Here is a 20,360-nt window from a genome sequence, read left to right on the forward strand (position 1 = left end):
TTGCAAATTTTTAATAGGTTCCTCAATCTTAAGTGCAGTTCAGTCCGGGCAGCAGTCATCCATTCATTCCTCCAGCACCTTATACTTCTCCTTCAACGACTCCGGTGCCATCTTCACCATCTGCTGGAGAACGAGCGACGTGACGACAATATCATCCGTAAAGCCGAATATCGATAGGAAATCGGGCACTAAATCCAGCGGCAGGAAAATATAAAGCAGTCCAGCTGCAATCGGAAACAGTTTTTTGCCAGTAGAGACCTCTCTTGAGAGAAAGTAGTCTCTCAGGAAGGGCAGGAACTTCCAAAACTTAAATACAAATTTGATGCGTTTGATAAACTTCATCACTTTCACCTTTTTCTAGTTCATTCGCTGGAAGGGGGCTGCCATTGCCGCCATTTGGATTCTTGGCGGGTTTTTCACTTCAAGTGTGACAGCCGATCAATAACTGGTTTCAAGTATGCTTCAAAAAGTTAGTATGATAAGCCACTTTTGCAAAGTCGCTGTTTTCAATTGAATACGAATCTCCTCTGTGTGTTATTTTTCTATGATAGAGGGGATTATGTTACACCGCGGTTCTTCCTCCTTCGAATCTTTAATGTGTGATAATTATTTTATCCAGATCAGCACTTTTGACGCCTTCGTTAAAGATCAGCCTCGTTTTAAATTGAAAAGTGCGCTCCGGTGTGGAAGCAGGGATGTCCTTCGGCAATTGAAAGTTAAATTCCATCCGGTTGGTTTCTTCCGACTCAATTGTTTGTGATGTCAGGATTGTCGCTGAGTCGATCACTTCTTCCGTTTCGTCCGTTAATGTCGTCATAACGAGGTCGCACTCAATTCGTTTGATCTGCTGCTCGATCGTGCCGCCTTCGATTAGGAAGGTGCCGCTCACATTTTCGCCTGGAGCGTATTCATGCTTTGGCAGCTGCAGGTCAATTTTTGCAGAACCGATTCCCAGCATTGACATATATTTTCGCAAAATCAATCAAGATCTCTCCTCTTTTGGTGTTGGCGATTGTTCGCCTGATTGTATTAGATATAGTTACGTGAAGGGGATGAGAAAGTTTCATATTTCCCCAATCTATTATCCGTAAACTACATTGGCTTCACCTTCACATATTTTTCATCCAGTTTCCGTTCGATTTTCTCCAGCTGTGATCTGTCCTTCATCAGTTCTTCTTTATTTCGTTTGATCAGTTCATCCATTGTATATCTTATTTTCTTCTTCATATCCTATTCCTCCATTTTATAAAGTAAAACGATTCGTTGTGCGGGCCTGTATACAAAAAGGGCCTTTACCCTGATTGGTAAAGGCCCATAAATAAAGACCTCTACCGTATTGGTAAAGGTCTTGCTAACAATTGTTTAGATTGCCAACAAAGCCGAGAGCGTGTGCTCCGTAATGACGACTCTGCTGTAAAAGCTACTCCCCTTTAGGAGAATGACTATTCAATTTATAGGTATATCATATAAAAATTTTTTTAAAAAATCAACTAGAAGTTAGAAAATTAGATATGCGAAATAAATACTAACATAATATTTATATAATTTGCTATAATCAGAATTAACGAATTTAAGACTATATAGAGGTGAATTCCATGAACTTTGATTTTCAGAACCACCCATACGCTTCACAGCGAACGACCGTCATGGCGAATAACGGCATGGTTGCCACTTCCCAGCCGCTCGCAGCACAGGCCGGATTGGACATGATGAAAAAAGGCGGAAATGCGATCGATGCAGCGATTGCAACAGCAGCTGCTCTTACAGTGGTTGAACCGACTTCAAACGGAATCGGCGGCGACGCATTTGCACTTGTTTGGACAAAAGGTGAACTGCACGGATTGAATGCCAGCGGTCCGGCGCCAAAGTCGATTTCCATTGAAGCACTAAAGGAAAGAGGCCATGAAAAAATGCCAGTGCACGGCTGGATGCCCGTTACAGTACCTGGCGCGCCATCCGCATGGGCAGAGCTATCCAAGCGTTTCGGTAAGCTTCCGTTAAAAGAAGTGCTGCAGCCGGCAATTGATTATGCGGAAAGGGGCTATCCCTTAACGCCGATTCTCGGCAAGTACTGGAAATTTGCTTATAGGAAATTCAAGCAGATTTTTACAGATGATGAATTCCAGCACTGGTTTGAAACCTTTGCACCTGATGGAAAGTGTCCTGAAATTGGCGAAGTGTGGCGCTCAGAAGGGCATGCCGCTACTTTAAGATCCATTGGCGAAACAGACGGCGAAAGCTTTTACCGCGGTGAAATTGCTGATAAAATCGACGCTTTTTCCAAAAAATATAATGCATTTTTATCCAAAGAAGATCTAGCTGGTTTTAAAGCGGAGTGGGTTGATCCAATTAAGGTCCATTACCGCGGCTATGATGTGTGGGAAATCCCGCCGAACGGCCAGGGGCTTGTGGCTCTGCTGGGCTTAAATATCGCCAAAGGCTTTGAGTTTGGTGCTAAAGATACGGTGGATACATACCACAAGCAAATCGAGGCTATGAAGTTAGCTTTCACTGATGGAAAGGCGTTTATTACGGATCCATCTGATATGAGAGTAACGGTTGAAGAATTGCTTTCTGAGCAATATGGCGAATCCCGCCGCAGCGAAATTGGCGACGAAGCTCTAAAACCGGAACCATACCAGCCGCCAAGCGGAGGTACTGTATACCTTGCAGCTGCGGACAGCGAAGGCAATATGGTTTCGTTCATCCAGAGTAACTACATGGGCTTTGGTTCAGGGCTTGTTGTTCCGGGAACAGGTATTGCGCTGCAAAACCGCGGACACGATTTCTCGCTTGATCCTGAGCACCATAACGCACTGAAGCCAGGCAAGAAAACGTATCACACGATTATCCCTGGATTCCTGACAAAAGACGGCGAAGCAGTTGGGCCGTTCGGCGTTATGGGAGGCTACATGCAGCCGCAGGGCCATATGCAGGTGGTCATGAACACAGTTGACTTCCATCTGAACCCGCAGGCCGCATTGGATGCACCAAGATGGCAGTGGATTGAAGGCAAAAAGGTTCAAGTGGAACCGAACTTCCCTAACCATATTGCCCAGGCTCTTGCACGCAAAGGGCATCAAATTGAAGTAACCGTTGATACCGGCGGATTCGGCCGCGGCCAAATCATCTGGCGTGACCCGAAAACCGGCGTCCTTATGGGCGGAACCGAGCCGCGCACAGATGGCAGCATTGCTGCTTGGTAATAAAAAACGATAGAGCAACTCGCATATAAGAGTAAAATAACCATATAACAGGTACTGGGGAGCGGAAAAGAAAGCCGCTCCTTCACCTGCTTTTTCCGGATAGGAGACAGGGAAGTACCAACACGATCAATGAAAAGAGGTGTTGCATCATGAAGCAGGCTGACATCTTTATGGCTTTTTTTAGAGTGGGCATTCTGGGATATGGCGGCGGGCCGTCGTCGATTCCGCTTGTCCATAAAGAGGTTGTTGATAAATACAAATGGATGGATACGGATGAGTTTGGCGATGTGCTGGCGCTTGGGAATGCGCTGCCTGGCCCGATTGCGACGAAAATGGCCGGCTATATCGGCTACCGCGTTGGCGGAATTCTTGGCATGGTGAATGCACTCATAGCAACCATGGTTCCAACCATTGTCCTTATGATTATTCTTCTTACTGCACTAAATACGTTTAAAGACCAGCCGTGGGTTGCAGGCATGACGAAGGCGGTTGTTCCGGTTGTGGCAGTCATGCTCGCTACATTGACTTGGGACTTCGTTAAAAAGTCAACGAAATCATCACTAGGCTGGGGCTGGACGCTTCTTTTTGTAGCGGCAAGCCTAATTCTTCTCGAGTTTGTAAACATTCATCCTGCCATTATCATATTTGCTTTACTCTTAACAGCTCTACTAAAAAAGGACGCAGCTGAAAAAAATGAAGCGAAGAAGGAGAAGAATCCAGCATGATATACGTACAGATTTTCTTGGCATTTTTCATCCCTGGGATTCTTGGATACGGCGGGGGACCGGCATCCATTCCTTTGGTTGAAAACGAAGTAGTAGACAATTATGAATGGCTGACCGTTAATGAATTCAGTGAAGTGCTGGCAATGGGCAACGCGCTGCCTGGCCCGATCGCTACCAAAATGGCGGGCTATATCGGCTTTCAGCAGGCGGGAGTGCTCGGAGCAATTGTTGGGGTGTTTGCAACTGTTGCTCCATCATTGATTCTGATGATTACCTTACTTGGATTGCTAATGAAATATAAAGAATCTCCGCGCGTTAAACGGATGACCACTTATATCCGCCCGGTCATTGCTGTCCTGCTTGGCATCATGACCTATGATTTCTTTTTCTCAGCCTATGAAGGCGTCGGCATCTGGCAGACACTCTTCATTGGGCTGCTTAGCTTTTTCCTAATGGAAAAGCTTAAAGTGCATCCAGCTTACGTCATTGCCGGGGCGCTTGTTTACGGGGGACTTGTTTTAGCATAGGGAGGTTTCATACATGACATTTTCAATTGTCGGATTCGATCCAAAAGAAAAAGAATGGGGAATTGCGGTTCAATCGAAATTTTTAGGCGTTGGCGCAGTAGTGCCGTTTGCAAAAGCGGGAGTCGGAGCGGTTGCGACCCAGTCATATGCCAATACCTCATATGGCCCGCGTGCATTGCAATTAATGGAGGAAGGCAAAACGGCTGAAGAAGCGCTCGAAATCATCACAAAAGATGATCCGGAAAAAGAGCTCCGCCAGGTCGGTTTGCTGGATGCAATGGGAAATCCGGCTACCTTCACAGGGGAAGGCTGCTACAACTGGGCAGGCGGAATGACTGGACCTCATTTTGCTGCACAGGGGAATATTTTAGTCGATGAAAAGACGGTTCAGGCAATGGGCCAGACATTTATCAGCACGGAAGGTTCTCTGGCGGAACGTCTGCTTGCTTCTTTGAACGCAGGCCAGTCAGCCGGCGGTGACAGCCGCGGCCAGCAATCCGCAGCACTGCTGGTCGTAAAAGAGGCTGGCGGATACGGAGGGTTTAATGACCGTTACATCGATTTGCGAGTCGATGACCATCCGGAGCCAATTACCGAATTGATCCGAATTTATCATCTGCAGCAGCTTTACTTTGCTCCTTCAAAGGCAGACAGGGTGGCTGCGATTGAAGGCGCGGTAAAAGAACAACTGGTTCGGGAACTTGTGCGCCTTACATATTTAGAGGCCGGCAAGGGAGATGAGCAGCTTTTAAAAGCACTAACAGCCTATATCCATACTGAAAACTTCGAAGCCCGCGAGCAGGAAGCGGGGAAGATTGATTTGGATGTTTTGGATTATATGAAAAAGCAATAAGGTCGCGGAAAACGGAGAGTGGGGGCTCTCCGTTTTTTTCTATTTTTACAAGGTAATTGGTGGAAAGTTGAAAGGACGCGAAGTGACCGATATATTGAAAAACTGACCGATAAAAGTGAAATTTGACCGATATATCCTGAAAGTGACCGATAAAATCAAAATCTGACCGATAAACCTGGAGAAGTGACCGATATATCGTCAGCGTGCCTGAAATTTACTCATTAATAAGGTATTTTAACTCGAAAATTAAAGAAATATGATCTATAGTTCTCGTCCCCTGGTTAAAAGCTATCTGACAAGAGCCAATTGTTTTAATTTACTTGAAAAATGCCCAAACTGCTGATTAATGTTAGGATAGTAGAATCGAACGAAATTAGTAGGAGAGATTTAAAGCATGTCAACAGTTAAAGCAAGCAGAAATGAACCGTGCCCATGCGGCAGCGGGAAAAAATATAAGAAGTGCTGCGGCAGCAAGGATGCCGTATCGATTAAAGAAGTACTGAACCATGAAGTCATTGAACTTCAAAAGGAAGCGAGAATATTTGCACTTACCCATTATGGGGATGACATAAAAGAGGATTTTACCGATCTTCTTGATATACTCGAAGGCATTGAAGGGGAAGAGAAAGAGTTCTATGAATTTGTTCACTCTTTCTGGTACATTCTATTCGGTACCTTAGAGGAAGATGAATCCATTATGGGTGAGTTCATTCGTGTGAAAATGCCTTACATTTCGCGTCCGCGTTTAAAAAGCATTTTACAATCCTGGGCTGAGGGCAAAGCAGTGGCTGGAATCATGACTGAAGTCACTGAAGATCAGGCTGTTATTAAGGATACCTTAACAGGGAAGATCTATAGTGTTTCGCTTTTTGGCGATTTACATGGCTTTGAGGAAGGAAATTTCGCCTTTGCCATTCTTCTTCCATATGGAGAAGAGTATCTGGCGTTTCCGGCCATTTTTGATCTGCCGAAAGAAAATGCATCACAATTTGAGGATTATATCCAATATTCTTTTGAAGAAGAAGGTTATGATAACCCGGAAGAATACTTGGCGGAATATCTCGTCGATCTCATGAACGACACACCAAAATCAGTGTTTGCTCCAACTATGGATAATTTCGGCTGGCCGAGCAAGGGCGCCAAGCAGGTGGCCGAGATTTTCAGAGACGATATGATAGAAGCTGGTGAAGAACCATGGATCATCGGCATGGGGATTTCTCTCTGGATGGACTATTGCGAAAAGACAGGCAAGCAGGTGAAAAAGCCTGATAATTACGTTGCTGGACTCCGGTATCTTGTTACCACAATAGCTGATTCAAAGGAAACGCTGACTCAGAAGGAAATCGGCGAAAAATATGGCATCAATGCAAGCCGCGTATCGACATATTACGGTGAGATTTATAATGAAGTTGAGGATACGATCCGCAAGCTAATTGAGGAATCGAATTCTTAATGGGCACAGAAAAAAACGGAGGGCTTTTTGGGCTCTTCGTTTTTTTTATCTTCACATTGTGAATGCGGGAATGTTGATAGGACGCAGAGTGACCGATAAATTGAAAAAGTGACCGATAAAAATGAAATCTGACCGATATATCGAAAAAGTGACCGATAAAATTAAAATCTGACCGATAAACCTGGCAAAGTGACCGATATATCGATTAGAGCTTAAAAATGAAGTCAATAAAGCAGGAGATTTCTCCGCCAAAACAGAATTCTATCCTCAATTCTAAAAAGGAGTGTTGCTCTTGATTGAAAAAGAACGATTTGTACCCATCCGAATTCAGAAAAATCATGCGCTGCTGAAGAGAATCCCGAAGAACCACCCAAAAAGGCCTGATATCGAGTCTGATCAAACCAGAAGATTAGCAGGTTACAAAGGAGAGCAGGCCATTGATTTTTACCTAAGTAAATTGCCGGAAAAAGAGTTTTTAATCTTTCATGATCTCCGCCTTTCAAATGGCAGGTACTTTTTCCAAATTGACACGCTGCTCATAAGCGCATCTTTTGCCTTAGTTTTAGAAGTAAAGAACTACGGCGGAACCTTATTTTTCGACCCGGATTTTAATCAATTAATTCAAACGAACAACAAGGGTGAGACCAAAGGGTACCCCAATCCGATTGAACAAGCCAGCCAGCAGAGCGCGGAACTGAAAAAATGGTTCCAGAAGCCCAACTTCGCAATTCCGGTCGAATTTCTTATCATTATCAGTAAGCCTTCCACTATCCTCAAAACTGCTCCTGGCTATTCCAAAATGCTGCAAAAAGTCCAGCATGCCCAATTCCTCCTGAGAAGCATTGAAAAAATAAAAGTCTCTTACAAAAACGAAGCTATGACACCAAAGGACCTAAAGAAAATTACCCGTATGATTATAAAAGAACACATTCCCGAAACTGTTGATATCTTAAAATACTATGGAATTCCACCGGACGATATACAAACAGGAGTTATATGCAAGGTTTGTTCATCATATCCAATGAAGCGCCATTTTGGAATATGGTACTGCACCAAATGCCAATCCAAAGATAAGGATGCTCACGTCCATGCCCTTAAAGATCTTTTCCTCTTAAACAAAAATTCTCCCTTAACCAATCAGGAGATCTGCCGCTTCCTGCACCTGCCTTCCGGGGACATCGCTAAAAAATTGCTCACTTCCATGCAGCTTCCCTATTCCGGTTCAAAGAAGGGCAGGGTTTATTTCCCCCCGCCCGGCTATCAGCAAATTAAGGAGCTAGAATAAGCTGAGGTATGGCATAAGTTGTCACCCCCCTCCCAAAGTGGTAATATTAATAAGAAATAATGTGAATTTTCATGGGAGGATTCCGCCGGTAAAAAGCGAATCTTTTTTAATTACTACCTTTTTTCCAGAAAAGGGCGGAACAGCGAATGACTCTCATATCCAACATAAAGGAGCGTTTTAAATGCTTGGGATTTTAAATAAAGTGTTTGATCAAAATAAACGCGAAATAAAACGTCTCACCAAAATGGCAGAACAAATTGATGCACTTGCATCCGATACCGAAAAATTATCGGACGAGCAGCTGCGCGCAAAAACGGAAGAATTTAAGGCGCGCTACCAAAAGGGTGAATCTGTTGACGATATGCTGATCGAAGCATTTGCAGTTGTCCGCGAAGCAGCGAAGCGTGTTCTTGGCTTATATCCTTACCCGGTCCAATTAATGGGGGGGATCTCCCTTCATGAAGGAAATATCTCCGAGATGAAAACCGGTGAAGGTAAAACCTTGACTGCGACTATGCCGGTTTACTTGAACGCATTAACTGGCAAAGGCGTTCACGTTGTAACCGTCAACGAATACCTCGCAAGCCGTGACGCTACTGAAATGGGCCAGCTTTATGAGTTCCTTGGCCTGACAGTCGGCCTTAACCTGAACGGACTTTCCAAAGAAGAAAAGCAGGCTGCTTATGCTGCTGACATCACATACGGCACCAATAACGAGCTTGGCTTTGACTACCTTCGCGACAACATGGTTCTTTACAAAGAGCAGAAGGTTCAGCGCCCGCTTCATTATGCCGTAATCGATGAAGTTGACTCCATCCTGATTGACGAAGCGCGTACACCGCTGATCATTTCAGGCTCTGCGCAAAAATCAACTCAGCTGTATATCCAGGCGAATGCCTTTGTCAGCCGCCTGAAAAAAGACGAGGATTACACTTATGATGAGAAAACAAAAGGTGTTCAGCTGACAGAGGAAGGGATGACAAAAGCGGAGAAGGCTTTTGGTATCGAAAACCTTTTCGACATCTCGCATGTAGCGCTTAACCACCATATTACACAGGCGCTAAAAGCGCATTCCAGCATGCATCTTGACGTTGATTATGTCGTTCAGGAAGGCGAAATCGTTATCGTTGACCAATTTACAGGCCGTCTGATGAAGGGCCGCCGATACAGCGATGGGCTTCACCAGGCAATCGAAGCAAAAGAAGGCCTTGAAATCCAAAACGAAAGCATGACACTTGCGACGATTACATTCCAGAACTACTTCCGTATGTACGAAAAGCTTGCCGGTATGACAGGTACAGCGAAAACGGAAGAAGAGGAATTCCGCAATATTTACAATATGAACGTTGTTGTCATTCCGACAAACCGTCCGATTGCCCGTGACGACCGTCCGGATTTAATCTACGCAACAATGGACGGCAAGTTCCGCGCCGTTGTAGAAGATATCGCAGAACGCTACAAAAATGGACAGCCTGTTCTTGTCGGTACAGTGGCAATCGAAACATCTGAAATTATCTCTAAATACCTTTCCAAAAAAGGTGTTCCGCACAATGTCCTGAACGCGAAAAACCACGGCCGTGAAGCTGAAATTATCGCGGACGCAGGTAAACAAGGTGCCGTTACGATCGCGACAAATATGGCGGGACGCGGTACCGACATCAAGCTCGGTGAAGGCGTAAAGGAACGTGGCGGACTTGCTGTTATCGGGACAGAGCGCCATGAGAGCAGACGTATTGATAACCAGCTCCGCGGACGTTCCGGACGTCAGGGAGACCCGGGTGTAACACAGTTCTATCTTTCTATGGAAGATGAACTGATGCGCCGCTTCGGCTCTGACAATATGAAATCGATGATGGAGCGCCTCGGCATGGATGACACCCAGCCGATCCAGAGCAAAATGGTTTCAAGAGCGGTTGAATCTGCGCAAAAACGCGTTGAGGGCAACAACTTTGATGCCCGTAAGCAGCTTCTTTCCTATGACGACGTTCTTCGCCAGCAGCGTGAAATCCTGTACGGCCAGCGTAACGAAGTTCTTGAGTCCGAGAACCTCAGAGGCATCGTTGAAAAAATGATCATGACCAGCATCCAGCGCAATGTTGAAGCCTATGCGCCAGGTCATGAGGACGAGGAAAACTGGAACCTGCAAGGCATCATTGACTATGTAAATGGGAACCTTCTTCATGAAGGCGACCTGACAGTAAATGATATCCGCGGCAAAGATACAGAAGAAATCGCTGAAACCATTTTTGCCAAGGTTAAAGAACGCTATGACGAAAAAGAGCAAATGCTCCAGCCTGAGCAAATGCGCGAATTCGAGAAAGTTATCGTACTTCGTGCCGTTGACTCCAAGTGGATGGACCACATTGATGCGATGGACCAGCTTCGCCAGGGTATCCACCTGCGTGCATACGGCCAGACAGATCCGCTTCGCGAGTACCAGGCAGAAGGCTTTGCGATGTTCGAAAACATGATTGCGGCTATCGAAGAAGATGTCGCCAAGTACATCATGAAAGCCGAAATCCGCAACAACCTTGAGCGCCAGGAAGTCGCCAAAGGCCAGGCTGTCAACCCGAAGGAAGACGGAGAAAAGGTCAAGAAAAAGCCAGTCGTCAAGCAAATGGACATTGGACGCAACGACCCATGCATTTGCGGCAGCGGCAAAAAATATAAAAACTGCTGTGGTGCAGAATAAGAAAAGCGGAAGCGCCTTGCCCACCCCCGATAAGCACAAGTCGAGCCTCCCGGAAAGGCGTTCTTTGCCTTTTTGGGAGGATTGGCTTGTGACCTCGAGGGGTAGGCGCTGGAGCTAGACAGTTATCGACGTTAAAATTTTATAGTTTCTCATTTAAAATAAACAAACCAAGCCGGCAACAGCTTTGCCGGCTTCTCCTTTTGGGAAAAAGGCTAGGGCTCCGCGTTATGCAGATGGCAGAGGAATAGGATTGGCGCTTAAGAATGCAACTTTCCTTCATAGGTGACGAATCCAGGCTCCACCCATGCCATTGAATTTAGAGACTATTTTTTTAATGGTACTGTAAATAACTCTATATTAATTTTGGCACCCTGTTGGTTGGAGCGGAAGGCGCGAAACTCCAGCGGGAGAAGCGAGTCAAAGGGAGACCCCGCAGGCGCGTATGCGCCGAGGAGGCTCCCGGACCGCCCGCGGAAAGCGAGTGCCTGCAGCGGAAATCAACGGGCAGAATTCATTAACTAAAACAATAATAGTGAAAAAGGCCATCTAAATAATCATGCTATAATAGGAAAAAATAATTTTTGAGGTGACAGGAATGGAATTAGCAGATATTCGCAATGAACTTGAAAAAACAGCTAAGATTTTAGCGGACTTTAGGGGGTCTCTTTGACTTAGAAAACAAAGAGGCGCGTATTGCCGAGCTTGATGATGTTATGCTGCAGCCGGGATTCTGGGATGACCAGCAGGCTGCACAGGGTGTTATCAGCGAATCCAATGCTCTTAAGGACCAGGTAAATGAATTTCACGATTTAAACGAAACGTTCGAGAACCTGGAATTAACGTATGAGCTGGTCAAAGAGGAAAGCGACGAAGAATTGCAGGCAGAGCTTGTTGAGGAGCTTAAGGATTTAGTACAGCGCCTGAAAGACTTCGAACTGCAGCTTCTTTTAAGTGAAGAATACGATAAAAACAATGCCATTCTTGAACTGCATCCAGGTGCAGGCGGAACCGAGTCACAGGACTGGGGCTCCATGCTTCTTCGCATGTATACAAGATGGGCCGAGAAAAAAGGCTTTAAAGTCGAAACGCTTGATTACCTTCCTGGAGATGAAGCGGGCATCAAGAGTGTTACGCTTAGCATCAAGGGCCATAATGCTTACGGCTATTTAAAAGCAGAAAAAGGCGTACACCGTCTTGTGAGGATTTCGCCATTTGATTCATCAGGACGCCGCCATACTTCATTCGTATCCTGTGAAGTCATGCCGGAATTTAACGATGAAATTGAAATCGATATCCGGACAGAAGACCTGAAAATTGACACCTACCGTGCAAGCGGTGCCGGCGGCCAGCACATTAACACCACTGACTCTGCCGTTCGGATCACGCACTTGCCGACAAATGTCGTTGTAACATGCCAAACTGAGAGATCTCAGATCAAAAACCGTGAGCGCGCGATGAAAATGCTCCAGGCAAAGCTCTACCAAAAGAAAATCGAAGAGCAGGAACAGGAACTCCTGGAAATCCGAGGCGAACAAAAAGAAATCGGCTGGGGAAGCCAAATCCGCTCTTACGTTTTCCATCCTTACTCCATGGTCAAAGACCACCGTACGAATACGGAAGTCGGAAACGTCCAGGGAGTCATGGACGGCGACCTTGATCTCTTTATCAATGCATACTTGCGTTCAAGATTGAGCTTGTCTCAAGACTAAAACACCTAAAGCTTATCCCGGCAAATCACAAATTCAAAGAATTGCCGCCACCTAATAACCCAAAGCCTTTGCCAGCGAATGACTGGCAAAGGCTTATTTCGTTTATAAAAGAAAATTTTTTTCCTCAAAAACATTTTACTAACATACTAATAAAATCTCTTTTTCTTAAGTAATTTGCTATCTATATAACTAAGTAATTTTTCTGCAATAACGTTCATTTAAATGTGCATTTTGAATATAAAAAATAGTTTGACAATAAATCTTACTGAAGTTACAATACAAATAAGTTCATGAATACAGAACAGAGTTTTATAATGTAAAACAAAGAGTGGAAGGGTGATTTACATATCAAATTTTTTTAGTCTGTTTTGAAAGCGTTTTATTTTATGAAAAAGCCTTTTTTGAACTTCCAATGATAGCGCAAAAGATAGAGTACACTATCATTTTTTTAAAATAGTTGAGGGGGAAAATTAATGAAAAAACTGTCCATTTTATTTCTTAGTATCTTAATGATCAGCACAATGGTATTAGCAGCCTGCGGAGGAAACTCAAGCTCAACGGGCGCATCTGAAAAAGGATCATCAGATAGTGCAAGCGGAGAAGGCGGAAAGCGTACGCTTAAAGTTAGTATTGGAGTAAATGACAAGCATCCAGAATATGAAGCTTCATTGAAATTTAAAGAGCTTGTTGAAGCAGAATCAGATGATTTAACCGTTGAAGTTTATCATTCCGGCCAAATTGCTGATGACCGCTCAGCGATTGAAATGCTTCAGTTCGGTACACTTGATATTACGATTCCATCAACGTCTCCGCTTGTAAACTTTATTCCTGAGTTTGGAGTATTTGATCTTCCGTTCACTGTTCCAAATGAAGAAGTGGCAGACAAGGTATTAGATGGCCCGTTTGGAGACAAGATGCTTGAGATGGTTGACGGGCAGGGACTAGTTGGATTGGCTTGGTGGGAAAATGGTTTCCGTAACTTAACGAACGATGTGAAGCCTGTTGCCACTATGGAAGATGTAAAAGGCCTTAAAATCCGTACAATGGAAAACGAAATTCATTTGGATGCTTGGAAAGCACTTGGTGCGAATCCGACGCCTATGGCATTTACTGAATTGTTCACAGCGCTGCAGCAAGGCACAATTGATGGACAGGAAAATCCATATCCAACCATTCTATTGAGTAAATACCCTGAAGTTCAGAAGCATGTTTCGAATACAAATCACGTTTACACACCGTTTATCTTCTTATTCAGTAAGAAAATTTGGGAAGAGCTTTCCGCTGAACAACAGGAAGTCATTGCAAAAGCAGCAGTAGAAGCAGGGGAGTTTAACCGTCAGCGCAATCGTGAAGTGGCGGATGAATCTCTTGAAACGTTAAAGAAGGAAATGACTTTCACAGAAATAAAAGATGGAGAATTTGAAAAGTTCCAGGAAGCAGTTAAGCCAGTTATCGATAAGTATAAAGATAAAATCGGCGCTGAAATTGTAGACGAATTCCTTGCTGAGATTGATAAGGCAAAATAATTTTGAAAAGAGCAGCCGGTTGTCGCCTGATGGCCGGTCTCTTTTTAAAGAAAAGAGGCGATCCAGTTGCTTAAATCATTGAAATGGCTTGATGAAAACCTCGAAAAGTACATATTATTCCTTTTATCGGCTATCATGGTTGCCGTTATATTTGTACAGGTGTTTATGCGTTATGTGATGTCAAATTCCCTTTCCTGGTCAGAAGAGCTTGCGCGGTACTGCTTTATCTGGCTCATTTATATCGGGATTAGCTATGCGGTCAAGCATCACCGCCATATTAAAGTGGATGCGGCCCTTTTGCTATTTAAAGATAAAACAAAAATTTATTTCTCACTCATTTCTAATATCCTCTTTCTCGTTTTCTGTGTGTATGTAGTGATCTATGGTTATGGCATTGCATCCCAGCTGCTATTATTTGGGCAAACAACGCCGGCACTTCAAATTCCGACAGGCATCGTGTATATGGCTCCACCCGTTGGCATGGGGCTTGCGGGAATCCGATTAATTCAAAACATTATCGGCAATTTTAAAGCGATTAAAAACTTCGACAAAAACCATGAACTTCCGAAAGATGTGGAGCAGAACATTAGCGCGATCTAGAAGATTTTTTGAAGGAGGTACGTTCTGAATGGCAGGGGTATTATTCGGTTCATTTGCAGTTTTCCTATTTTTAACCGTTCCTATCGGGATCGCAATCGGGTTAGCGGTATTATTCACTATTTTATATACCGGAGGAATGCCAGTTGAATTCCTGATGAAAGAATTAACAAACTCTGTTGACTCATTTCCTCTATTAGCTGTTCCTTATTTTATTATCGCCGGCGAAATTATGGGGAAAGGCGGCATATCCAAGCGCCTATTTAATGTAGCAGATTCCATGATCGGAAATAAAACAGGCGGGATTGCCATGGCAACCATCATCACCTGTATGTTTTTCGCTGCTATTTCTGGTTCAGGGCCGGCAACTGTTGCGGCAATCGGCGGGATCATGATTCCGGCCATGGTACAAAAAGGGTATGATAAACGTTTTGCGACAGCCGTTGTTGCTGCAGCAGGTTCAATTGGCGTTATTATTCCTCCAAGTATTCCGATGGTTATCTACGGCGTTTCTGGCAGTGTTTCAATCGGGGATATGTTTATTGCCGGGATTATACCAGGAATTATGGTTGGTATTGGCTTGATGATTTATTCTTACATCCATTCAAAGAAAATGGGTTATACAGGAACTGATCAGGCTACAACCATTAAAGGTGTGTTAACTGCACTTTGGGAAGCCAAATGGGCACTTCTCATTCCTGTCGTTATTTTAGGTGGGATTTACGGCGGTATTTTTACCCCGACAGAAGCAGCGGTTGTCGCTGTGGTATTTGGTTTAATTGTCAGTGTTTTTGTTTACAAGGAATTGAAATTCAAAGATCTGCCGCAGATTTTTGTCGACTCTGCCTTAACAACAGCCACAGTGCTTGTAATCGTTGGAGCTGCAACAGCATTTGGGCGCCTATTAACAATCGAACAGATTCCGAACCAGATTGCGGCAGCGATGATGTCCATTTCAAGCGAACCGCTCATAATTATGTTGCTCATTACATTATTGCTGCTCATAGTAGGCTGTTTTATGGATACGATTGCGGCGATTATTATCTTAACGCCAATCCTGCTTCCTGTAGCACTTCAAATTGGCTATGATCCCATTCACTTCGGAATCATTATGATTGTCAACCTATCCATTGGATTCATAACGCCGCCGCTTGGTGTGAACTTGTTCGTAGGTGCGGGGATATCCGGTTTGTCACTGGAGCAGTTATCAAAAGCGATTGTGCCGTTTTTCTTTGCGATGTTAATTACATTGCTGATTATTATCGTTGCACCTCAGCTTTCACTGCTGTTCTTATAAGGTTCCCTAGATTCGTTGTCTTATAGAAAAAATTTAAATTTATCTCTATTAAACAGCATTTTAATCATTAACAAGTAGAAAAAATGCTGTTCACTTTTTGCAGATATTACAAAACAGGGTTTTATAATATAGAACAAAAATCAACTTTAGATTAAACAGCAAATGATATGAAGGGGAGATGAATAATGAAAAAGAAAAAGTTATTTGGTTTGGCCGCAACAGTCCTTGCAAGCTTTTTACTTCTGGCAGGCTGCGGAGGGGAAGAAACAGGAGGTGAAGGCGGGGGAGGAAAGAAGAAGGTGATCAAAGTAGCACACTACTTTGCTGAGGACCACCCCCAGAATGTTGCCTTAAAAGAAAAGTTTAAAACGATGGTTGAAGAAGAAAGCAACGGGGAGCTTGAAGTGCAAATTTTCCCGAACAGTACGCTTGGTGCAGAAAAAGAGTTCTATGACGGTGTCCGCAACGGCACAATTGAGATGGGAATTCCAGGCTTGATCATGCAGGCGGATATTCCGAAAATGGCAGCACCTGAATGGCCGTTCTTATTTAAAGATTTTGAACATGCCAAAACCGTATTGAATGGACCGATTGGTGAAGAATTGACGGAAGATCTTGAATCAGAGCATGGCGTAAAGCCGCTTGCCTGGAGTGCGAATGGTTTCCGGATGTTTTCTTCCAATCAAACAATTGAAAGTTTAGAGGATTTTAACGGCCTTCGCCTTAGAATGCCTAATATTCCTAACTATATCGAACTTGGAAAATTGCTTGGTGCCAATGTAACACCTCTGCCAATTTCCGAAGTATTCACCGCGATGGAGCAAAACGTTGTGGATGGGCAGGATAACCCGATTGCGACTGTTCGGGCATCAGGCTGGTATGAAGTGCAAAGCGATATTCTTGAATCAAAGCATATGTTTAGCCCGAACTTGTATATTATCAACAGCAATTTTTGGAGTGGTTTGACAGAAGAACAGCAGAAAATCATTGAAAAGGCTTCAAAGGAAGCTGCTGATTACGAATTTGAACTGCTTGAAAAGAGTTATGAAGAAGACAAGAAGTTTCTCGAGGACAACGGCCTAAAATTTACTGCACCGTCAGAAGAATTCTCAGCTGAAATGGAAGAAGCAGCGCAGCCTCTATACGAAGAAATTTACAGCGAATTTGATTGGGCAAAGGATCTTGCAGACCGCATCCGGGCAGAAGCAAAGTAATACTGCAATAAATGGCTTGGAGGGATAAACCCTTTTTATCTCTCCAGCTTTCATTAGCAGGGAGGAGAAAGCCGTGTTTAGTAAAATCAGCTCTTTTTCAAATAAAGTTTTAAACATTGCGATTGCCTTTTCACTGGCAGCCATGTCCCTCTCCGTCTTTGGAAACGTTGTACTGAGGTATGTATTCAATTCCGGTCTTACTTGGTCAGAAGAAATGTCCCGCTACTTTTTCGTCTGGCTTGTATTCCTGGGTGCAATTGCCGCATTAAAAGATAAAATGCACCTTGGAGTGGACATTGTCGTCAATGCATTGCCAAAGGGCCTTCAAAAAGTGGCCTTCATTATCAGCAATGCCATTGTTCTTTACTTGCTTTGGCTTGTTTTGGAAGGGAGCTGGAAAATGACCATTCTCAATATGAACAGTACAGGCCCGGCAACGGGAATGCCGCTTTCCTATTTATATGGAATTGGGATTGTATCAAGCATTTGGATGATGGCTCTTATCATTGCCAGTTTATTTAAAGCAATCAAAGGAAAGTCAGAGCGGTTTACGATCATCCAATCTTCAGAAGATGTTTTATTAGAGGTTAATCATAATCAGGAAGAAGAATTTATAGCAAAATAGCGTCGGCAAGAAAGGAGGGCATTACTCGCCATGATAGGAGTATTCTTAGGATCACTATTTGGATCACTGGCATTAGGGGTGCCGATCGCATTCGCGCTGCTGGCCAGCGGTGTCATGCTGATGTTTGTCATGGGAACTTTTGATAGCCAAATTGTTGCTCAAAACTTGATTAATGGGGCCAATAACTTTTCATTGATGGCCATCCCGTTCTTTGTTTTAGCAGGTGAATTGATGAATGCAGGCGGGATTTCCAAGCGTATCGTTGATTTTTCCATGGCGCTTGTCGGCCATATTAGAGGCGGCCTTGGATTTGTAGCCATTATTGCCAGTATTTTATTTGCGGGACTATCGGGATCCGCTGTTGCGGATACAGCAGCACTTGGTGCCATCTTAATTCCAATGATGATTGCCAAAGGTTATAACGTCAACACATCTACAGGCATCATCTGTGCATCCGGTATCATTGCTCCCGTTATTCCGCCAAGCATTCCGATGATTCTATTCGGGGTAACCGCGGGTGTATCGATTACCGATTTATTCATGGGCGGCATCATTCCTGGGGTGATGATGGGAGTCGGATTGATGATTGGCTGGTTCTTTATGTCACGAAAAGATACAAGTGAACTGCCTCCGAGAAAATCGGCCAAAGAAATTTGGAAGGCAGTTCAGCAGGCCAGTTTTGCCTTAATGCTTCCGGTCATCATCATTGGCGGACTGCGCGGCGGCGTTTTTACACCAACTGAAGCTGCTGTTGTAGCTGCGTTTTATGCCTTGTTTGTTGGCTTATTTATTTACCGGGAGCTGAAGCTTGATGAGTTGTATCAAGTTTTAATTGCTTCGGCTAAAACGACGAGTGTTGTTATGTTTGTGGCGGCAGCTGCAATGGTGTCGGCCTGGCTTATTACCGTTGCGAATGTCCCGGCAGAAATGGCAGGCTATATGGGTTCACTTGTTAACAGCCCGCTGCTTTTAATGGTTGTTATTATGATTTTCCTATTATTGATTGGCCTTGTGATGGACCTGACACCAGCTATCCTGATTTTTACGCCAGTATTGCTGCCTCTTGTTAAAATGGCTGGAATCGATCCTGTCTATTTCGGAATTGTCATGGTTATCAATCTGTGTATTGGCTTGATTACTCCTCCGGTCGGCACTGTTTTATATGTAGGCTGCGGAATAAGTAAAATCAGCCTGGCGGATTTGACGAAAGGCATCTGGCCATTCCTGGTCGTTCATGCAATCGTGCTGGCGCTCTTAATATTATTCCCGGAAATCATTACGGTGCCGCTTGAATGGCTTAATTAATTGAAGCTGCCAGAGTGATCATGTGAAGGAGATAAGGATATGGACATCATTAAAGAAATTTTAAAAGATATTCCCATTCCCAAAATGGTAAGAGTGAAGCAGAAATTTCATGCGCCCCAGCTGGAAGATGTTGGAGCTGAGGTCCGGAAAACACTGAATGAAACCAATGTGCTTACGAAAATAAAAGAAGGCGATTCTGTTGCGATAGCGGTTGGAAGCAGAGGCCTGGCAGATTTGCCTGTGCTTGTGCGCGAGACGGTAAGGGAAATCAAACGTGCTGGCGGTCAGCCGTTTATCGTCCCGGCAATGGGTAGCCATGGCGGGGCCACAGACGAAGGCCAGATTGATGTGCTTCAACAATTGGGTGTGACGGAAGAGGCTGTCGGGGCACCGATTAAATCTTCAATGGAAGTGGTCAAAATTGGCGAACTCCCAAATGGGCTCCCGGTCTATATTGATCAAAACGCCTATGAAGCAGATAAAATTGTCGTCATTAACCGGATTAAGCCCCATACAGCCTTCCGGGGTCCCATTGAAAGCGGGCTAATGAAGATGATTACGATCGGGCTTGGGAAGCAAAAAGGGGCAGAGGCTGCCCATGCCTTTAGCTTTAAATATATGGCAGAGCATGTGCCTGAAATGGCCAAAATCTCTTTATCGAAAGCCCCGATTATTTTCGGCCTTGCTTCTCTTGAAAATGCATATGACAAGGTGGCAAAAGTCATTGCGGTACCAGCAGAAGATCTGGAAAAAGCAGAGCCGGAATTATTAAAAGAAGCGAAGTCTTTGATGCCCAAAATTCATTTTGATGAGTTTGATGTTCTGATTGTAGATGAGCTTGGAAAAGATATTTCAGGCGATGGGATGGATCCGAATATAACAGGGAATTTCGCTACACCTTACGCTACTGGCGGACCCGATATTAAAAGAACCGTTGTGCTTGGCCTGACAGAAAAAACGCATGGAAATGCAAATGGCATTGGCATGGCGGATATGACAACCAAAGCGGTTGTAGATGAGATTATCTGGGAAAAAGGCTATGCGAACGCATTGACAAGTACCGTTATCGAAGTCATTAAACTTCCGATGGTGCTTGAAACAAAGGAGCTGGCTGTTAAGGCTGCCATAAAAACATGCAACGCATTCGATTTAAACAAGGTGAAAGCCGTTAGAATCAAGAATACATTAGACATCGGGGAAATCTGGATCTCGGAAAGTATGATTGACGAAGCCAAACAAAATAGCAATCTGGAAATCATTTCAGAGCTGGAAGAATTGGTGCTCGATTAATTCGAAAAATAGCTGCAAAATGATTTGCTATTTTTGCAGATTGATAGATAAGGAGT

The 20,360-nt window shown here is 44.1% G+C and carries 18 protein-coding genes; 15 read left to right on the forward strand and 3 right to left on the reverse strand.

Annotated elements, in window-relative coordinates; translation table 11 throughout:
* Positions 1 to 63: 63 nt before the first annotated feature.
* The 3 genes from IQ19_RS04955 to IQ19_RS04965 all read right to left on the reverse strand — a co-directional run bounded on the left by IQ19_RS04955 (position 64) and on the right by IQ19_RS04965 (position 1,227).
* On the reverse strand, positions 64 to 342 hold the full coding sequence (locus IQ19_RS04955) for a YkvA family protein (RefSeq protein WP_144540477.1): 279 nt from the start codon (positions 340 to 342) through the stop codon (positions 64 to 66).
* Positions 343 to 592: 250 nt separating this feature from the next.
* A complete protein-coding gene (locus IQ19_RS04960; protein WP_144540480.1) occupies positions 593 to 982 on the reverse strand; it encodes a sporulation protein in 390 nt (129 codons plus the stop codon).
* Positions 983 to 1,092: 110 nt separating this feature from the next.
* Positions 1,093 to 1,227: an FbpB family small basic protein gene (locus tag IQ19_RS04965; protein ID WP_144540482.1), complete on the reverse strand. Its 135-nt coding sequence runs from the start codon at positions 1,225 to 1,227 to the stop codon at positions 1,093 to 1,095.
* A 368-nt stretch (positions 1,228 to 1,595) separates the two neighbouring features.
* Between IQ19_RS04965 and IQ19_RS04970 the strand changes: the two genes are divergently transcribed.
* The 15 genes from IQ19_RS04970 (at position 1,596) to IQ19_RS05040 (ending at position 20,304) form a co-directional block, all read left to right on the forward strand.
* Complete coding sequence (locus IQ19_RS04970) at positions 1,596 to 3,206, forward strand: gamma-glutamyltransferase family protein (protein WP_144540484.1); 1,611 nt, start codon at positions 1,596 to 1,598, stop codon at positions 3,204 to 3,206.
* Between the two features lie 149 nt (positions 3,207 to 3,355).
* A complete protein-coding gene (locus IQ19_RS04975) occupies positions 3,356 to 3,931 on the forward strand; it encodes a chromate transporter (RefSeq protein ID WP_110064533.1) in 576 nt (191 codons plus the stop codon).
* Entirely contained in the window at positions 3,928 to 4,458 is a 531-nt protein-coding gene (locus IQ19_RS04980; RefSeq protein WP_144540486.1) for a chromate transporter, read from the forward strand. The genes IQ19_RS04975 and IQ19_RS04980 overlap by 4 nt, the downstream gene beginning before the upstream one ends.
* Positions 4,459 to 4,471: 13 nt before the next feature.
* Complete coding sequence (locus IQ19_RS04985) at positions 4,472 to 5,311, forward strand: DUF1028 domain-containing protein (RefSeq protein WP_144540488.1); 840 nt, start codon at positions 4,472 to 4,474, stop codon at positions 5,309 to 5,311.
* Positions 5,312 to 5,705: 394 nt separating this feature from the next.
* Entirely contained in the window at positions 5,706 to 6,764 is a 1,059-nt protein-coding gene (locus IQ19_RS04990) for a YecA family protein (protein ID WP_144540491.1), read from the forward strand.
* A gap of 292 nt (positions 6,765 to 7,056) precedes the next feature.
* Entirely contained in the window at positions 7,057 to 8,049 is a 993-nt protein-coding gene (locus IQ19_RS04995; protein ID WP_158638741.1) for an NERD domain-containing protein, read from the forward strand.
* 181 nt (positions 8,050 to 8,230) lie between these two features.
* Positions 8,231 to 10,741, forward strand: a complete 2,511-nt coding sequence (gene secA, locus IQ19_RS05000) for a preprotein translocase subunit SecA (protein ID WP_144540497.1) — start codon at positions 8,231 to 8,233, stop codon at positions 10,739 to 10,741.
* A 595-nt stretch (positions 10,742 to 11,336) separates the two neighbouring features.
* Positions 11,337 to 12,450 (forward strand): peptide chain release factor 2 gene (prfB, locus tag IQ19_RS05005; protein ID WP_144540499.1). Its coding sequence is split into 2 segments (ribosomal slippage): positions 11,337 to 11,408 and positions 11,410 to 12,450, totalling 1,113 coding nucleotides; the frame shifts between segments, so codons are not numbered across the junction.
* 473 nt (positions 12,451 to 12,923) lie between these two features.
* Positions 12,924 to 13,976: a TRAP transporter substrate-binding protein gene (locus IQ19_RS05010; protein ID WP_144540501.1), complete on the forward strand. Its 1,053-nt coding sequence runs from the start codon at positions 12,924 to 12,926 to the stop codon at positions 13,974 to 13,976.
* Between the two features lie 66 nt (positions 13,977 to 14,042).
* A complete protein-coding gene (locus tag IQ19_RS05015) occupies positions 14,043 to 14,576 on the forward strand; it encodes a TRAP transporter small permease (protein WP_144540504.1) in 534 nt (177 codons plus the stop codon).
* A 28-nt stretch (positions 14,577 to 14,604) separates the two neighbouring features.
* Positions 14,605 to 15,870, forward strand: coding sequence for a TRAP transporter large permease (locus IQ19_RS05020; RefSeq protein ID WP_144540506.1), 1,266 nt, complete (start codon positions 14,605 to 14,607; stop codon positions 15,868 to 15,870).
* A gap of 185 nt (positions 15,871 to 16,055) precedes the next feature.
* Positions 16,056 to 17,084 carry a TRAP transporter substrate-binding protein gene (locus IQ19_RS05025; RefSeq protein WP_144540508.1) on the forward strand — a complete coding sequence of 343 codons (1,029 nt, stop codon included), beginning with the start codon at positions 16,056 to 16,058 and terminating at the stop codon, positions 17,082 to 17,084.
* 73 nt (positions 17,085 to 17,157) lie between these two features.
* The gene (locus IQ19_RS05030) at positions 17,158 to 17,709 is read left to right on the forward strand and encodes a TRAP transporter small permease (RefSeq protein ID WP_144540511.1); all 552 of its coding nucleotides are present in this window, start codon (positions 17,158 to 17,160) and stop codon (positions 17,707 to 17,709) included.
* Between the two features lie 30 nt (positions 17,710 to 17,739).
* The gene (locus tag IQ19_RS05035) at positions 17,740 to 19,014 is read left to right on the forward strand and encodes a TRAP transporter large permease (protein WP_144540514.1); all 1,275 of its coding nucleotides are present in this window, start codon (positions 17,740 to 17,742) and stop codon (positions 19,012 to 19,014) included.
* A gap of 39 nt (positions 19,015 to 19,053) precedes the next feature.
* Positions 19,054 to 20,304, forward strand: coding sequence for a nickel pincer cofactor-dependent isomerase, group 22 (locus tag IQ19_RS05040; RefSeq protein WP_144540516.1), 1,251 nt, complete (start codon positions 19,054 to 19,056; stop codon positions 20,302 to 20,304).
* The last annotated feature ends 56 nt before the right edge of the window (positions 20,305 to 20,360 follow it).

It is taken from the genome of Cytobacillus oceanisediminis, from assembly GCF_007830235.1.
GTDB classification, from domain to species: domain Bacteria; phylum Bacillota; class Bacilli; order Bacillales; family Cytobacillaceae; genus Cytobacillus; species Cytobacillus oceanisediminis.

Excerpts from the sequence above, each read along its gene's own strand:
- IQ19_RS04955 (WP_144540477.1), bottom strand. The coding sequence starts at position 342 with ATGAAGTTTATCAAACGCATCAAATTTGTATTTAAGTTTTGGAAGTTC.
- IQ19_RS04970 (WP_144540484.1), top strand. The coding sequence starts at position 1,596 with ATGAACTTTGATTTTCAGAACCACCCATACGCTTCACAGCGAACGACC.
- IQ19_RS05010 (WP_144540501.1), top strand. The coding sequence starts at position 12,924 with ATGAAAAAACTGTCCATTTTATTTCTTAGTATCTTAATGATCAGCACA.
- IQ19_RS05035 (WP_144540514.1), top strand. The coding sequence starts at position 17,740 with ATGATAGGAGTATTCTTAGGATCACTATTTGGATCACTGGCATTAGGG.
- IQ19_RS04975 (WP_110064533.1), top strand. The coding sequence starts at position 3,356 with ATGAAGCAGGCTGACATCTTTATGGCTTTTTTTAGAGTGGGCATTCTG.
- IQ19_RS05020 (WP_144540506.1), top strand. The coding sequence starts at position 14,605 with ATGGCAGGGGTATTATTCGGTTCATTTGCAGTTTTCCTATTTTTAACC.
- IQ19_RS04965 (WP_144540482.1), bottom strand. The coding sequence starts at position 1,227 with ATGAAGAAGAAAATAAGATATACAATGGATGAACTGATCAAACGAAAT.
- IQ19_RS04990 (WP_144540491.1), top strand. The coding sequence starts at position 5,706 with ATGTCAACAGTTAAAGCAAGCAGAAATGAACCGTGCCCATGCGGCAGC.
- secA (WP_144540497.1), top strand. The coding sequence starts at position 8,231 with ATGCTTGGGATTTTAAATAAAGTGTTTGATCAAAATAAACGCGAAATA.
- IQ19_RS04985 (WP_144540488.1), top strand. The coding sequence starts at position 4,472 with ATGACATTTTCAATTGTCGGATTCGATCCAAAAGAAAAAGAATGGGGA.
- IQ19_RS05040 (WP_144540516.1), top strand. The coding sequence starts at position 19,054 with ATGGACATCATTAAAGAAATTTTAAAAGATATTCCCATTCCCAAAATG.
- IQ19_RS04980 (WP_144540486.1), top strand. The coding sequence starts at position 3,928 with ATGATATACGTACAGATTTTCTTGGCATTTTTCATCCCTGGGATTCTT.
- IQ19_RS05025 (WP_144540508.1), top strand. The coding sequence starts at position 16,056 with ATGAAAAAGAAAAAGTTATTTGGTTTGGCCGCAACAGTCCTTGCAAGC.